This is a genomic window from Massilia sp. DJPM01 (assembly GCF_030348125.1).
GTDB lineage: Bacteria > Pseudomonadota > Gammaproteobacteria > Burkholderiales > Burkholderiaceae_D > Telluria_A > Telluria_A frigida.
Genome location: NZ_JAQOZV010000069.1, coordinates 1 through 15,332, shown reverse-complemented (window position 1 = coordinate 15,332; position 15,332 = coordinate 1). Strand labels below are relative to the sequence as shown.

The window sequence follows — 15,332 nt, the reverse complement described above, 5'->3', positions numbered from 1 at the left end:
TGACCGCCCCGTACCGCTCCGTACCGCAGGCTTGATGCCTACCCGGCACCGCCGTTTTGAAAGATTGCCATGCTAGATCTTGTTGCCATTCTCCTTGTCCTGACCGCCCTGCTGGCCTATGTCAATCACCGCTTCGTGCGGCTGCCGACCACCATCGGCGTGATGGCCATCGCCCTGTTGCTGTCGTCCGCCCTGCTGGGCTTGAATGCGCTCGGGGTGAGCGCATTGCACCACCGCGCCGTCGCGCTGCTCACCTCGATCAATTTCAGCGAGGTGCTGATGCAGGGAATGCTGTCAATCCTGCTGTTCGCCGGCGCCCTGCACGTCGACCTGGCCAAGTTGCGCGCCTTCCGCCTGCAGATCGGCCTGTTGGCAGTGTTCGGCACGCTGATCTCGACCATCGTGGTCGGCGCCATTCTCTGGTGGACGCTGCCGCTGGTCGGCCTGCCGCTGTCGCTGACTTACTGCATGCTGTTCGGCGCCCTGATTTCTCCCACCGATCCGATCGCCGTGATGGGCATCCTGAAATCGGCCAAGGCGCCGGAAAGCCTGGAGCTGGTCATTGCCGGGGAATCCCTGTTCAACGATGGCGTCGGCGTGGTGCTGTTCGCCCTCATTGCCGGGGTACTGGTCAGCGGAACGGCGCCCGGCGTGGGCCAGGCATCGATGCTGCTGTTGCAGGAAGCGGGCGGCGGGGTCGCCTTCGGCCTGCTGCTGGGCTACCTGACGTATCGCTTACTCGCCAGTATCGACAGCTATCAGGAAGAAGTGCTGATCACCCTGGCCGCCGTCACCGGCGGTTATGCGCTGGCCACCCATCTGCACATTTCCGGCCCGCTGGCCATGGTTGTCGCCGGCTTAATCATCGGCAACCATGGTCGCGCGCTGGCCATGTCGGACACCACGCGCGAACACGTCGACTCGTTTTGGGAGTTGCTCGATTCAATACTCAACGCCGTGCTGTTCGTGCTGATCGGACTCGAAATGATTGTCGTGCGCATCTCGCCGATGCTGGGCATCGCGGCGCTGATCACCATCGCCGTGACCCTGTTCGCACGCTATCTGTCGGTCGGGCTGCCGGTGGCGCTGGCGCGGCGCGTGTCGGGCCTGCCGGGCGGTTCGTGGCAGGTGCTGACCTGGGGCGGACTGCGCGGCGGCATTTCGGTGGCGCTGGCACTGTCGATCCCCAGCTCTCCCGAGCGCGACATCGTGGTCACGCTCACGTACGCGGTGGTGGTATTTTCCATCCTGGTCCAGGGTGGGTCGATCGGGGTGCTGATCCGCCGCTGGATCCCGCGCGGCGCGTAGGTAATCAGCAGATTTTTCCTGTCAAATCCTGATTGTTAACGAGCAGGACGGTGGCAGAGATGAGGCCGCGACTGAAGCGTGATTCATGCGAGATAGTACCAGCCGCTACATGTGCGGTGGCGCGGGAAAAACTTGGTCAGGCGCCAGGGTGTGTCTGACTGACGTCATCGGAGCCAGATCATCGTTGTTGCCACAAGCACGGCCGTAAAGAAGTTATGGCTGCGCTTGTCGTAGCGTGTTGCGACGGCGCGGACAGCTTTTAGCCGGTGAATCGCTCGCGCTATGACATTGCAGCCTTTGTAAGCACCGGAAACGAGCTCGCACCCCGACCTGCTGGCGCCGCTCGGACGCCTGATGGGCAAGGCGGCACGGCATTCGCAGATCATTGCGGTGTCGCACGCCAGCGGGCTGATCGCAGCGCTGGAGAAGCAGCGCGGCTATCAGTCGATTTGCCTGGAAAAGGAGTGTGGCGCGACCCGGGTCGTGGGCATGCGCGAGCTGGAAAAACCGGCATGGCACTGGACCACGCGCTGATATGCCGGGCGCACCTGTAGCGGGCGCACCGGTTCGTGCCTGCGATCAGAAGCCAGGTATTGGCCCCACGGTTTCATAGCTCACGGGTTCGGGTTCGCCTTCGATCAGCGCAGGCAACTGCGCGGCGAGGGTCTTGAAGTGCGGCGTCTGGTAGTGTTCATCCAGATCGGCCCGGCTCTCCCACAGCTCGAAAAAGACGAACTTGTTCGGGGTATGCGGCGATTGAAGGAAGTCGTAGCGAATGCAGCCAGGCTCGGCGCGCGAGAGCGGCACCAGCATGGCGGCGAGTTCGATCAGGGCCGGGGCTGCGTCCGGTTTGGCGGTGAGTGTGACGGAAAAAACCAGCATGTGTGCTCCATGGCGTACGTTGAAAAGGAAAGCTTGCCAGCATAATCGACGCGCATGCATCATTAAAACTTCAACAATCTTTCCTGAATTATATCTCCTCTTCTCCAAGGCCGTTGGCGCAGCCCGGTTTCACCTGGCCGGCGCACGCCGGCCAGGGTGTGTCTGCCTAATCAGCGCGAACAGATTCCATGTCGATACCGTTAAGTCGTCGTTCCCGCGCAGTGTTAGCGGGTTGTAAAAGCGCGCAAATATGGGGCTTGCGCGCGCTTTTGAGCAGCGATCGAATCGGCCCCCGATTCTCCGGGAGCGACCTCACCACACTGTGCACTTAGTACAGTCGGGCACTGCACGGATTTGTAACCGCGCCTGCCGACCTACATGAGCGATAATGCAATGTTATTAGTTTGACCCACGCACACAACAATAAGGCGGAACGCATGCGGCATTTCGAGTTTGACGACGGCACATCCCGCAAATTCTGGAGCATTGAACAGGATGATTGCGAGCTTAACGTTTGCTTTGGCAAATTCGGTACAACCGGCCAGCGCCAGACCAAGGTTCATGCCGATGCGGACAAGGCGGCTGCCGCGCTGGCCAAGCTGGTCAAGGAGAAGACCGCAAAGGGCTATGTCGAAACAGGTGCCGGCGTCCCTGTCGCAGCGCAGGTCCCACTGCCCGTCCCGGCTGCGAAGGCAGCGACGCCACGTGTGGCACCGGCGGAACCCATCGCTCCGGTTGCGGCAGCGCCAGCGTCCCCTGGCGCGCGCACTGATATCGCCCCGTGGCTGGCACTCGACACCCTCGTCGTCATACCGCCGAAGCTGGCCGCGCTGGCGCTGCCGTCACGCCGCTTTCCCGGCAAAAAGCCAGGCAACGACCTGGCAAAACTGTGGGACAAATTCTGCGAAGCGATGACCGAGAGCTTTTGTTATCCCGAGTACGACGTGGCCTCCAAGGCTTTCAAACCCGCCGTTAACGAGGCTGCTACACGCTTCCATCAGGACCAATGGGAAGGCTCGCTGGAATCGGACGCGATACTGCTTGCGGCCGAAGCACAATTACCTTCCTACAGCAAGGCGGCGCGCAGCACCGGGTCGGCATTCGTCGATTTTCTGGTGGCACGCAAGGGCCTGGCCTACGCGCTGGACGTGCTGTTGCAGATGGAGCGCTGGAGCTGCACCGTCGAGCACAAATCGAATGGGTATTACTTCAGCTTCACCGATGCCGACGAAAATGCCTTCAACTACACGAATAACGGTATTTACACGGCCACCGAACTGGCCTATCGCGCACACCTGGCCCATGCCGACCAAGCTACATGGGATCAATGCCTGGCGCTTTGCCAGGCAGCCGTGCCCGGCCTGCCGGTCAAGCGCCGTCCACTGTTCGGCCTGCTGTTTTCCGAGCAGGCCGGCTGGTGCGAGCAGCTGATACTGGACTACGCGGCCACCCCGGACTTTACGCCCGCGTACTGGTTGCAACTGGGGGCAAGCTCGCCGGAAACCGTGCGCCTGATAACATATGCGCCGCCCTCATACCGTGGCGCCGAATCGGGCTTCACCTACCCCCGGCTGGTCGCCACGCTGCTGCAGGAACGCGGCCTCGCTGCCGAGGCGCTGCTGGTCGCGTATCCGGAAAATGACCTGGCTGCCGAAGGCCTGGCCTGTATCGGCACGCCTTCGTCCATGCGCGCGCTGGCCGGGGCGAGCAGTACCGGCAAAGAGGCGATGGCGCGCTTCACCGCTGCCGTGCAGTGCTGGCCGCTAGCTGGCATTGCCGGGCTGAGCGAGATGATCGGCGCCGAGCGCAAGGCCATGACGGCGTTCGCGCCCATGCTCGCGACCTTGCTGCGCAGCCAAGCCGACATGTTGGCCGCGCTGCGGCCATGGCTCTCGGACGAGGCCAACAAGGTCATCGACGTATTGAGCGCGCACATTGGCGAGCGCGCCGACCTGGCCGGGCCGGCCGATTTGCCGCGCGTGCTGGCCGTGGCGCCATGGACGGTGCCAGGGCGCCGCGCACCGGCACCGATGGAGCTCGATCTGCTGGACCTGGCGCCCGTCGAACAGTGGGCCGAGGGCGAACGCGAGGCACTCCTTGTGCCGAGCGATTGGGACCGGACGCTGAGCGAAAAGCTGGGCAACTTGCCTGGGCTGATCGACTGGTTCCGCCTCGGCACGAAGAACACTGACCGTGTCGCGCGCTGCCTGGCCAAGCATGATGGCGCTGACCTGGCCGCATTGTGGATCGAGCTTCGCGACAGCCGCGACGAGTGCCCTTATTTCAGTGCGCGCGGCGCCATGCTTATGCCGCAGCCAACGGGGCTGGCGTTTTGGAATGAGCTAGCCTGCCAGGGGGACTACGATATCGATTTTGTCCTTGCCCGGTCAGGTGTCGGCGCGATCCCCGGCATGGTCCTCGTCTGCACGTTCCGTGCCTTGAAAAATCTCCACCTCGCGCTGCACCTGGGGGCGATCGAACTGGCGCTGCCCGTCGCGCGTGCCTTTGCAGAGCTGAAGACGGTGCGCGATACCGCGCGCCAGTGGCTGCTGGCGTTTCCCGAACATGCCGCCTGCGGCCTGATCGCGTATGCGCTCGCGGCGCCTGGGGCGGAGCGCCGCTGCGCAGTGCTGGCGCTGCGCCTGCTGGCGGCGGAAGGCCACGACGCTCTGCTGATGGCGGTGGCGAAGCGCTACCCCGATCCGGCCGTGGCGCTGCGCGTGCGCGCGCTGCTGGACGAAGACCCGCTCGACCGCTACCCCGACAAGCGCATCAAGGCGCCCGATTTCTGGCAGCCGGCCGGATGGACCCGCCCGGTCCTCGCCGCTAGTGGCAAGGGCTTGCCCGACGAGGCGCTCGACCATCTCGGGACCATGCTGCGCTTTCCCACCATTGAAGGCCCCTACGCCGGCATCGTCGACGTCAAGGCCGCGTGCACGTCCGATTCGCTGGACGCTTTCGCCTGGGATCTGTTCAGGGCCTGGATGGACGCCGGCGCCCCGGCCAAGGAGGGCTGGGCCTTTCTCGCGCTGGGGATGCTGGGCAACGATCGCAGCGCGCGCAAACTGACGCCGCTGGTGCGGGCGTGGCCCGGCCAGTCGCAACACGCACGCGCGGCAGCAGGGTTGGACATACTGGCTGCCATCGGCACCGATACGGCGCTCATGCTCCTGAACGGCATCGCCCAAAAACTCAAGTTCAAGGCCCTGCAGGACCGCGCACGGGCCAAGATCGAGCAGATCGCCGAAGCGCGCAATCTGAGCATCGAGGAGCTCGAGGACCGGCTGGCGCCGGACCTGGGGCTGGACGATAACGGCAAGCTCGCACTGGACTTCGGGCCGCGCCGGTTTACGGTCGGCTTTGACGAGACGCTCAATCCCTATGTGCGCGACGACAGCGGGGCGCGCCTGAAAGACCTGCCAAAACCGAAAGCCAGCGATGACCAGGCCCTGGCGGCAGAAGCGGTGGCGCGCTTCAAGCTGCTTAAAAAGGATGCCAAGGTGATCGCGGCGCAGCAGGTGTTCCGGCTCGAGTGCGCCATGTGCACGCCACGTCATTGGACTGCCGAAGTCTTCGTGGCCGTCCTGGCGCAGCACCCGCTGCTGCGCCACCTTGTGCAACGCCTGGTATGGGGCGTGTACCAGCAGGTGGCGCAGGAGCGGGCGCGCCTGGTCGCCTGTTTCCGGGTGACGCCGGAGGGCTTCTATACCGGCGCCGGCGACGAGGATTTTGTGCTGCCCGACGGTTCCGACGTGCGGATCGGCATTCCTCATGCGCTGGAACTGCCCGCCAGCGACGCTACCGCCTTTGGCCAGCTGTTCGCCGACTACGAATTGCTGCAGCCATTCGCGCAGCTCGGCCGCGACAGCTATCGCGCTGAAGCCGACGAGCTGGACGGGTGCACATTGCAGAGGTGGGAGGGCAAGGTAGTGCCGACCGGCCGGATACTCGGTCTGGTCAACCGGGGCTGGCGCCGCGGCAGTGCGGAAGACCACGGCTGCATGTATTACTTCTGCAAGCCGATCGGCACTGACAAGGCGGCCATGCTTTCCTTTGGTCCCGGCATTTATACCGGCAATCTTACCGAGAACCCGGAGCAGACGCTCGCCTTCGTACAGTACGGCAAGGCCAACCGGGACGGTTTTCCTTCGCCGACAGAAAGCCTGTCCACGCTCGACCCGGTTGCCCTGAGCGAATTGATACGCGATATCGCCGGGCTGTGTGCATAGGCGGGTGGCGTCTGCACGGGTTTGTAACCGCGCCATGATTGGGCTTTGCACGCGCTTTTTCCCCGACCGCTTGTGGTGGACCTTAGCGAATCCTGTTTTTCTCGGGATGCCCGGAGCGCGGCCCGCATCTTAGGCTGGCGCCCCGCTGCTCTGGATTCCTTGTGCTCGACGGCGTGGCCACGATCACGCGCGACAAGGCCAGGATCAAGGAGCTGTGGAACTTCATCCTGAAAACCTGGTTCACCGAAGGCGAACACGATCCGCGTATCACGGCCATTAAAATCACCCGGGCCAGGGCTACTACTGGGATAACAAGCACGGCAAGGCCGTCGCCGGCGTGAAGATGCTGGTGGGCGCCGTGATCGGCAAAACCCTCGACGATTCGATCGAAGGCCACATCGCCGTGTAGCTGCGCATATCGCATGCGTCCAATCGGGCGTTGCGTACGGTCTACCCCACGCCCCACACCCGCGCCAGTTTGCACAGATAGTCGTACAGGCGCGCGCTGGAATGGGGCATATACGGAAGCAGCGATTGGTAATCGAAGTTGGGATGGTTGGTGGCCCACGTCAGCGCTGCCGCTATGTGTTCGAGCGTGTCATCGTCGTGGCTTTGCCTGATCAGGCTTGCCTGGGTCTCGGCCAGGCCGGCAAAATCGGTGACCTCATGCGTAAACAATATGCGGTAGAGAACCAGACGCAGTGTTTGAGTGGATGTCGCCATGCCTTACCGGACCATTTTTTGCATTGGTGAGACGCGCGGCGTCGTGGCGGCTTGCCTCAAGCCAGCGCTCGCGCCGGAACGCTATCGACGTCCTCGAAAAAAACCCCGATCCAGGCATCGAGCGCCGCCCAGAAATTGACCACGTCGGGATGCCCCGGATCGTCATGCCACCAGATCAAGCCCGTTGCGACGCCGTCCGGCGCCGACAAGTCCAGGCACAGGTAATCGCCACCGCCGTTGTGAAAGACGGTAATCACCTTGCCGATATCGACAGGCATGGCGGCCGCCGTCGCGTCATCGATATCGAAGCGGTCCTCGGACAGGTAAGCCCAGTCCGCCACAGGCAGCGGCCCCATGGAATTGGCGGACAAGAAGGTCCAGCCATTGTGCACCGTTGTGTAAAAGTCACGAAATTGCTGCGGAATGCGCGGCCACACCGACTGAAACCGTTCAGGCACGGCCGTCAGCGGCGGATGCCCCCGATACAGGTACAGCTCGCCGCCGGCGGTAAACGGATACAGCAGCGACACGGCATGGTCCACCTCGGCCAGCAATAGCAGCGGCCTGGCCTGCTTGTTGAAAAAGGTCGCCAGGTTCGGCAATTGCGCCGAGAAATCATGCCAGCCGGCCGAGGCCTCCAGGCGCCCGCTGGCTTGCTGCGCCTGCAAGATCGCCACCCATTGCGGCGGCACCGGCAAGCCGGACGGGAGTTGCGCCGCCGCTTCCGCCAGCAGCGACGGCTTGACGAAGCGTGACAGCGACTCCCACACCACTTGCTTGCTGATCACCATGGCCGACATTGCTCCCGCAACGACAAAAAGTGCATCGATTCCAACCGCAGGGCAGGCTCAATCGGCCGCGCCAGATGCAAAAAAAGGAAGCTTATCTTTTTGGAAATTGGATATACTAGCATGGATATGTTGATTTTTAGATACTGAATTCAGCCCCGACGACCACGAACAAGCCCGAGCACGCATGACAAATCATTCCGATTCAAACGGTTGGACCAGCTTCAATAATACCCTGAGAAAGATGCAGCAGAGCTACGAGATGGCTGGCGACCAGGCCCGGCGCGATATGCACCGGCGCCTGCGCCGCCTCTCGAATCACATGGTCGAGTCGATCGAACGCATCGGGGAAGCCACGCTGCAAATTGAAAGTGTGCGTTGCGGCATGTTTGTTTCCACCGCGCTCGACCGCTCCGAACACCGTTTCACGGAATTGCTCAAAGCCCAGCTGGCCGGCCTGGACTTGTCGCTGGTCTGGGTCATCCTGTGGTCGGCAGCCAAGGAAGTGGCCCTGTATGTGGGTGGCGGCGCCGTGCTCGGCGGCGCCATCGGTGGCGGGCTGGGCGCGCTGGGCGGTGGTATCGGCGCCGTGCCCGGCGCAGCGGCCGGCTCCACCCTGGGCGCCCAGCTCGGTACCGAAGTCCTGGTCTGGATGGGCCTGGGCGAACTGGTCATTCATATCGGCAAGACCATCCCCGACATGGCCGTCAAGATGATTGAAGGCTTTGCCCTCGCGTGGCAGGCGGGCCGCCTTCCCGAGAATGCGCGCGCCCAGTCCGCCACCATGATGCAGCAATCGGTCGAAGCGTTTGCGCAAGGCAAGATGCTGTTGTTCATTGCGATCCTGTCGGCCATCGCGCTGTATCTGTCGCGCGGACAAGCCAAGCAGAGCATGCTGCTGCAGCACTTGAGCAAAAGTAAGCTGGGTCCCAAGTTTTCCAGCTGGGTCGCCGCCAACCGCGACGTACTGGCCAACCATCCGGCCCTGCAACCTCGCAGCGCCGCCGCCGATGTCGACGCCGCTGCGGCCGCTGCCGCTGCCGCCAAAGCCAAACCTGCGCCGGCAGCCAGCGCGCACGCGCCTGAGCCGGTGAAAAACCCGGCGCCGGTCAAGGAAAAACCGCGCAAGGAAGGCGAAGCGGCCGAATCCTGCCCGGCCTGCCTGCTGGTGGCCAATCCGGTCAATCCTATTTCCGGCAGCAAGATCCTGGCCGGCACCAGCGAGCGCGATTTTTCCCTGCCCGCCGCCCTGCCCCTGGCCTGGCAACGCGTCTACAGCTCGGCGCAGCGCAAAGCCGGCTGGCTCGGCCAGGGCTGGAGCACGCCGCTGTCGGAGACGCTCCACATCAGCGAAGGCCAGGTGGTCGTGCAGGACGCGTTTCAGCGCGACATCACCTTCTCGCTACCGCGCGTGGGCGATGCGCTGTATTCGCTGTCGGAAAAAATCACCCTGGAGCGCAGCGGCGAACGCAGCTTCGAGCTGATCGACGACAAGGGCTTGCGCAGCCAGTTCGCCATGCTCGGACGCGCCTACGACACCGCCGTGCTGGTCGGCATGGTCGACGCCAACGACAACAAGATCAGCATCGCCTACAACGCGCGCCAGTTGCCCGAGACCATCGAGGATAGCGCCGGGCGCGTGTTCGTGCTGGATTTCATCGAGCATCGCGGCCAGCTGCGCCTGGGCAGCGTCAGCGTGCAGCGCGACCCGGTCGATTACGAAGAAGCCACCAACGAGGTGCTGGTGAGCTACGCCTACGATGCGCTGGGCAACCTGTCCGAGGTGCGCAACCGCATGGGCCAGCTCATGCGCCAGTTCGCCTACAGCAATCACATCATGGTCGAGCACGCGCAGCCCGGCGGGCTGGTGTCGCGCTACGAATACGATGAGATTGAATGGACCGGCAAGGTCACGCGCAACTGGACCAACAATGGCATGTCGTGGGATTTCCGCTACCTGGCCGGCGAAACCGTGGTCACCGACAACCTGGGGCGCACCCAGCACTACCGTTTCGACAAGAAGCGGCGCTTTACCGGCATGATCGACGCGCTCGGCGGCGAGACCACGCGCCGCCTCGACAGCAACGGCAACCTGGTCGGCATCATCCATCCGGGCGGACGCAGCACCAGTTACCGCTATGACGGCCGCAGCCGGGTGGTGCGGGTGGAAAGCGGCGGCAAGGGCACCGGCATCGTGTACGACACCGTGTTCGACAAGCCGGCCCTGATCACCGATGCGCTCGGCGCCACCACCGCGCTGCGGTATGACGAGCGCGGCAACCTGCACAGCGTGACCGACGCGCTCGGCCAGCGCACCGTCTACCACTACGACCAGCAGGGTTTGCCGGTGAAGGTGGTCGACGCCGCCGGCGGCGTCAAGAAGCTGGCGTTCAACCGCGCCGCGCAACTGATCAGCTACACCGATTGCTCGGGCAACAGCAGCTACTACAGCTACGACGAGGACGGGCGCCTGCTGCGCGTGACCGATGCGCATGGCAGTGCGACCGCGTATGCCTACGACGCGGCCGGACGATTGATGAGCGCGGTGCAGCCCGACGGCACGGCCGAGCATTACGAATACGATGCGCTGGGCCGCCTGCTGGCGCGCGTCGATGCCGCCGGCAAGCGCACCAGCTACGAGCTCGACGAAGACGGCAAGCCGCGCAAGCGCATCGATGCGCGCGGTGGCGTGATGGAATACCGTTACGACGGCGTGCGGCGCATGGCTGAGCTGATCAATGAAAACGGCGACGCCCACCGCTTCGTCTACGACGCGCTCGACCGCCTGATCGAGGAAACCGGATTCGACGCGCGCCTGACGCGCTACCGCTACGACGACAGCGGGCAGCTGGTGGCGAAGGAAGAACACGGCAGCGGCGAACGCACCGAATACAGCCGCATCGACACCAGCTACCTGCGCGACAGCGCGGGCCAGCTGGTCGACAAGATCGTCTCGCGCGTGACCGGCGAGGCGCGCGCGGAACAGTTGCGCCTGCGTTATGCCTACGACGAGCTGGGCCGGATGACCCAGGCCGCCAACGCCGATGCGCAAGTGTCGCTGCAATACGACGCGCTGGGCCGGCTGGTGGCCGAGCAGACCGACAGCGACGCTGGAACCACGCTGCTGCGCCATGCCTACGACGAGATGGGCAACCGCATCCAGACCGTGCTGCCGGATGGCCGGGTGCTCAACAACCTGTTCTACGGCTCGGGCCATCTGCACCAGATCAATATCGATGGCGAGGTCATCACCGACATCGAACGCGACCAGCTGCACCGTCCGGTCAGCCGCACCCACGGCGCCCTGACCAGCCAGTTCCGCTACGACCACGCGGGGCGGCTGCTGTCGCAGGTGACCGGACAGATCGGCGTGGGCGAAGGCGCCGCGCCGGTGATCGCGCGCCAGTACGAATACGACGACAGCGGCAACCTGCTGGCCATCGACGACAAGCGCAACGGCCGCACGACCTATAGCTATGACGTAATCGGACGCATCCTGTCGGCGGTGCAGCCGCAGTCGGACGAACGCTTTGCGTTCGATCCCGCGCATAATCTGCTCGACGCCAGCGTTGCCGGCGTGGGCCGGGTCGAAGGCAACCGGGTGCGCGTGTTCGAGGACAAGCGCTACGATTACGATGCGCACGGCAATCTGAGCGAGAAGCTGGTCGGCAGCCACACGCGCATGCGCTTCGAGTGGAACGGCGCGCACCAGCTGGTCAAGGCGGTCATCACGCGCAATGCGCAGGACGAGCAGCCGACGCTGCACACGGTGAAATATGCCTACGACCCGTTCGGACGCCGCATCGCCAAACGCGACAAACAGGGCACCACGCGCTTTTCGTGGGATGGCAACCGCCTGCTCGGCGAAGCGCGCGAGGGCCACAGCCGCACCTACATCTACGAGCCGCATTCGTTCGTGCCAGTGGCGCAGTCGGACCTGGCGCCGCCGTCCGCGGGCGGGAACGATGCGCACACCGGACCGGTGCTCACCTACCTGCACACCGACCACCTGGGCACGCCGCGCGAAGCGACCGCGCCCGATGGCGAGCTCACCTGGGGCGCCACGTTCAAGGCCTGGGGCAAGCTGCTCGAAGAAACCACGCCGGCCGCGCACATAGACTCCTCGGCGGACGGCCTGGACCAGTTCCAGGCGATTCGTTTCCAGGGCCAGTACCACGACATCGAAACCGGGCTGCACTACAATCGCTTCCGCTATTACGATCCCGACGTTGGCCGTTTCGTGTCCTGCGACCCGATCGGTCTGCTGGGTGGCAACAATCTGCATGCGTATGCGCCGAATCCCACCCGGTGGGTCGATCCGCTCGGGCTCACGCCATGCACGAAATGCGGCGCCGACCATACCGGCAAGTCCTTCGAGGAAGTGCTGGTATTGCATGGCAACGCCAATCGCACCCTGATCATCGGACAAATCGAGGCGGCGGTACAACCGTCGATTGAACGCATACTGGCGCTCGACCCGACTGCAAAAATCGGCTTCCGGGGCAGCCTGGTCGATGGCTTGAAGAATCCCACCAAGCTGGGACCGGACGGGGAACGGGTCGCATTCGATGGCATCGTTGCCACCAAAGGCGGCAAGCCTTATGACGGGCCGCAAGGCTACGACATCGACTTGTTTGTCATCAGCGATGACCTGGCCGCTCAGTTTCCGAAGAAGACCTTCTTCAAAGACATCAGCAAATTGGATGAATCACTGAACGACACGTTCAAGGATCTTGAAACAACGATGAAAGACAATCCGGTTCTTGAAGGAATGAAGAGCGAGCTTCCTGTGTTCAGGGTATTTACCAAGGAACAAATCGCCAGGAAACAGGAAACCCAGCATTATTTCCCGACCGGGAATTAAGGAACAACGCAATGCAAAAGAAAAACTTACTTGCCTCAGTAGAAATCCCAAGCCTGGAGCCGCTCGACACGGTGGCGCGCAGGCTGGAAAGTGCCATTGACGGCACCAGCTTCGAGATGGACGAATCGGGACGTTACGAGGAGGTGCCCGCATTCGTCGCCAGGCACGCCGGTTCCGGATCGACCTTCATCCTGTTCGGCATCCCCGATGGAGAGGAATGCGACGCCTACACCCTGGAGTTCTCGGCCGCGACCGATTTGCCGATCGGGGATTTCCAGGAAATCGCACCGGATTTTGTAAAGAGCTTCCTTTGCGAAAAAGAAGCGAATGCGCGGGGTTATCTGGACTATTCCGATGAATTGGCCGGTGCATTAATTCTGAAGGAAATATCGGCGGCACGGGCCGATTAGCGGCGCCACTTGCGTGGATTGGGTGTCAACCTGCCTTGGCGCTCATTGAACTAGTCGGCCATCAACCATCCAAAGAACTCTGTCGGCACTAGCGATCGTTTCCGGGCGGTGTGCGACTATAATTCTGGTTATTTTCAGTTTACTGATATTCTGACTGACCTTTTTTTCATTGCTGACATCGAGATGACTGGTGGCTTCGTCAAGAATGAGAATTTTAGGCCGCTTATACAATGCGCGTGCTAACAAGATTCGTTGTTTCTGTCCACCTGACAGAATCGTCCCCATATCGCCAACCAAGGACATGTATCGCATGGGCATGGCCTCGATCTCTGCCGCAATCGCCGCAGTTTCCGCACACGCTCTAATCCATTCGAGATCAGGGTTAGGATCAAAAAAAGCAATATTGTCTTCTATCGTGCCGGCGAACAGAACATCGTCCTGCAAGACTGTCCCGATGATGGCGCGAAACGACGCGCTATCCAGATTCGATACACCTCTTCCGCCAACCGTAACGCTTCCGCTCGTAGGTTTTAAAAGCCCAAGCAAAAGGTTCACCATCGTTGATTTGCCGCAACCGGACGGGCCCGACACTGCAACACATTCGCCTGCGGAAATCTGGAACGACACATTGTCAATTACGAGAGGTTCAAATTCGCTGTACTTGTACGAAAGATGAGTGACCTCTACGCTCGGAACTAGTTCCCCGGACCGTAGATCCACGCTAGCTGTTTCGTTTTCCTCAGTAGGAGTAGATACTATGTCAGCCAGCCGATCTGCATGAACGCGCAGTAATTTTATTTCAAAAAATTTGTCGATAAAAGCGGTTACTCTGCTTTCAAATTGCAATCTGTATGCATTGAAAGCGATAAAAGCACCAATAGTAAAATATCCATCCATCACAATTTTTGCACCCAGCCAAATAATAACAACATTAACCAAGCCGAATAAAAACCCATTAAATGTCTTATAGTAGAGCAGTATCTTTTGCATCCGAATACTGGAATTTACCTCACTAATAAGGAATCCGAACCATGAGCTTCGACGTTCATCGAATCGAGAAAATAGTTTGATCGACTTTATACCTCGTACTGTTTCGAGGAAGTGAGTCTGTTGTCGCGCAGAATTCGCCGCATGCTCTTCAGTGGCACGGCTCATTGGCCGATACCACAAATACCTTGCCGCGCAGTAGAGCACGATAGTAATTATCGTGAGGCTGGTGAGGGACACGCTATATATAAACATGACAATAAGAACGGCGATCGCCATAATTCCGTCGATGACGCTTTCAACAAAAGACGTACTTAGAGTACTTTGAATCGCATTAATTGACGAAAATCTCGAAGTAACGTCGCCGATCTGACGCCGTTCAAAATATTGGACGGGGAGACGGATGAGGTGAGAAAAGACGTTGGCTTGCCATTGTATTCCGATAGAGTTCGCGAGGAATAAGATTAGCCAAGCTCGCAACGCTTTCGTCGTTTGCTGAAAAATCACAAGCGTACCAAAGGCAAGCGCTAATAATGTCATCAAATCTTTATCTGCTGAAACAACTACTTTGTCGATCACAAGCTGAAGGTAAAACGGCGAAAGAATTCCAAATAATTCCAGTGCAAATGCAAGAATAAATATTCGAACCCCAGAGCCCCATATCCCTGATATATTCCCGAGGGCCCGAAATAGTCTCAGCGACATGTCACCTTCTGAAACTATATTCTGCATATCTACTGGCCACACCTCCAAAGCGATTCCGGTAAACGACCGGGACAGTTCAGCGATCGAAATTTTTCGAATACCTCCAGATGGGTCGAAGATCGTAACATTTTTCGCACTGACGCGCGAGAGGACTACAAAATGGTCGAGATTCCAATGTAAAATGCAGGGTAAGGTGAGGCTTGCAATATCGTCCAGGTCTGCCCGTACAGGTCGGGATCCATATCCGTAGGCAGAGAAAATTGAGATAATATTTCCTAGAGTGGCACCTTTTGCAGACACGTAGCCATTGCGGCGCAGAACCTGCATGTTCGACTCACCTGTGTAATAGGAACATATCATGGCAACACAGGCAAGGCCGCATTCGGATGACTCGGTTTGAAGATGCAGCCGCAACTTCTGTCGGCGTCCGAATGAT

Annotated in this window: 10 protein-coding genes; 6 read left to right on the top strand and 4 right to left on the bottom strand. The window is 61.0% G+C overall.

Going from position 1 to position 15,332, the window contains the following annotated elements; genetic code table 11:
• Positions 1-69: 69 nt before the first annotated feature.
• Complete coding sequence (locus tag PO883_RS29685; protein ID WP_289312975.1) at positions 70-1,308, top strand: sodium:proton antiporter; 1,239 nt, start codon at positions 70-72, stop codon at positions 1,306-1,308.
• Positions 1,309-1,662: 354 nt separating this feature from the next.
• Positions 1,663-1,842 (top strand): hypothetical protein, encoded by a 180-nt coding sequence (locus tag PO883_RS29680; RefSeq protein WP_289312974.1) that lies wholly within the window; start codon positions 1,663-1,665, stop codon positions 1,840-1,842.
• A 45-nt stretch (positions 1,843-1,887) separates the two neighbouring features.
• On the opposite strand, the gene PO883_RS29675 is transcribed toward PO883_RS29680, so the two are convergent.
• Positions 1,888-2,190: a putative quinol monooxygenase gene (locus PO883_RS29675; protein WP_289312973.1), complete on the bottom strand. Its 303-nt coding sequence runs from the start codon at positions 2,188-2,190 to the stop codon at positions 1,888-1,890.
• A 437-nt stretch (positions 2,191-2,627) separates the two neighbouring features.
• On the opposite strand from PO883_RS29675, the gene PO883_RS29670 reads away from it, so the two are divergent.
• Together PO883_RS29670 and PO883_RS29665 are read left to right on the top strand one after the other, a co-directional pair.
• Complete coding sequence (locus tag PO883_RS29670) at positions 2,628-6,419, top strand: WGR and DUF4132 domain-containing protein (RefSeq protein WP_289312972.1); 3,792 nt, start codon at positions 2,628-2,630, stop codon at positions 6,417-6,419.
• Between the two features lie 161 nt (positions 6,420-6,580).
• Positions 6,581-6,760, top strand: coding sequence for a pyridoxamine 5'-phosphate oxidase family protein (locus PO883_RS29665; protein WP_373890118.1), 180 nt, complete (start codon positions 6,581-6,583; stop codon positions 6,758-6,760).
• 109 nt (positions 6,761-6,869) lie between these two features.
• Here PO883_RS29665 and PO883_RS29660 read toward each other — a convergent pair whose 3' ends face one another.
• Both PO883_RS29660 and PO883_RS29655 read right to left on the bottom strand, forming a co-directional pair.
• On the bottom strand, positions 6,870-7,142 hold the full coding sequence (locus tag PO883_RS29660; RefSeq protein ID WP_289312971.1) for a hypothetical protein: 273 nt from the start codon (positions 7,140-7,142) through the stop codon (positions 6,870-6,872).
• A 56-nt stretch (positions 7,143-7,198) separates the two neighbouring features.
• Positions 7,199-7,942, bottom strand: a complete 744-nt coding sequence (locus tag PO883_RS29655) for an SMI1/KNR4 family protein (RefSeq protein ID WP_289312970.1) — start codon at positions 7,940-7,942, stop codon at positions 7,199-7,201.
• 175 nt (positions 7,943-8,117) lie between these two features.
• On the opposite strand from PO883_RS29655, the gene PO883_RS29650 reads away from it, so the two are divergent.
• Complete coding sequence (locus PO883_RS29650; protein WP_289312969.1) at positions 8,118-12,794, top strand: DUF6861 domain-containing protein; 4,677 nt, start codon at positions 8,118-8,120, stop codon at positions 12,792-12,794.
• 11 nt (positions 12,795-12,805) lie between these two features.
• The gene (locus PO883_RS29645) at positions 12,806-13,204 is read left to right on the top strand and encodes a hypothetical protein (RefSeq protein ID WP_289312968.1); all 399 of its coding nucleotides are present in this window, start codon (positions 12,806-12,808) and stop codon (positions 13,202-13,204) included.
• Positions 13,205-13,246: 42 nt separating this feature from the next.
• Here the strand turns inward: PO883_RS29645 and PO883_RS29640 are convergent.
• Positions 13,247-15,332 (bottom strand): peptidase domain-containing ABC transporter (locus PO883_RS29640; RefSeq protein ID WP_289312967.1); only part of this gene is annotated, 2,086 nt, incomplete at its 5' end.

Bases quoted from the DNA above. Each gene is read 5' to 3' on its own strand.
- PO883_RS29660 (WP_289312971.1), bottom strand. From the start codon at position 7,142: ATGGCGACATCCACTCAAACACTGCGTCTGGTTCTCTACCGCATATTG.
- PO883_RS29650 (WP_289312969.1), top strand. From the start codon at position 8,118: ATGACAAATCATTCCGATTCAAACGGTTGGACCAGCTTCAATAATACC.
- PO883_RS29685 (WP_289312975.1), top strand. From the start codon at position 70: ATGCTAGATCTTGTTGCCATTCTCCTTGTCCTGACCGCCCTGCTGGCC.
- PO883_RS29655 (WP_289312970.1), bottom strand. From the start codon at position 7,942: ATGTCGGCCATGGTGATCAGCAAGCAAGTGGTGTGGGAGTCGCTGTCA.
- PO883_RS29680 (WP_289312974.1), top strand. From the start codon at position 1,663: ATGGGCAAGGCGGCACGGCATTCGCAGATCATTGCGGTGTCGCACGCC.
- PO883_RS29675 (WP_289312973.1), bottom strand. From the start codon at position 2,190: ATGCTGGTTTTTTCCGTCACACTCACCGCCAAACCGGACGCAGCCCCG.
- PO883_RS29645 (WP_289312968.1), top strand. From the start codon at position 12,806: ATGCAAAAGAAAAACTTACTTGCCTCAGTAGAAATCCCAAGCCTGGAG.
- PO883_RS29670 (WP_289312972.1), top strand. From the start codon at position 2,628: ATGCGGCATTTCGAGTTTGACGACGGCACATCCCGCAAATTCTGGAGC.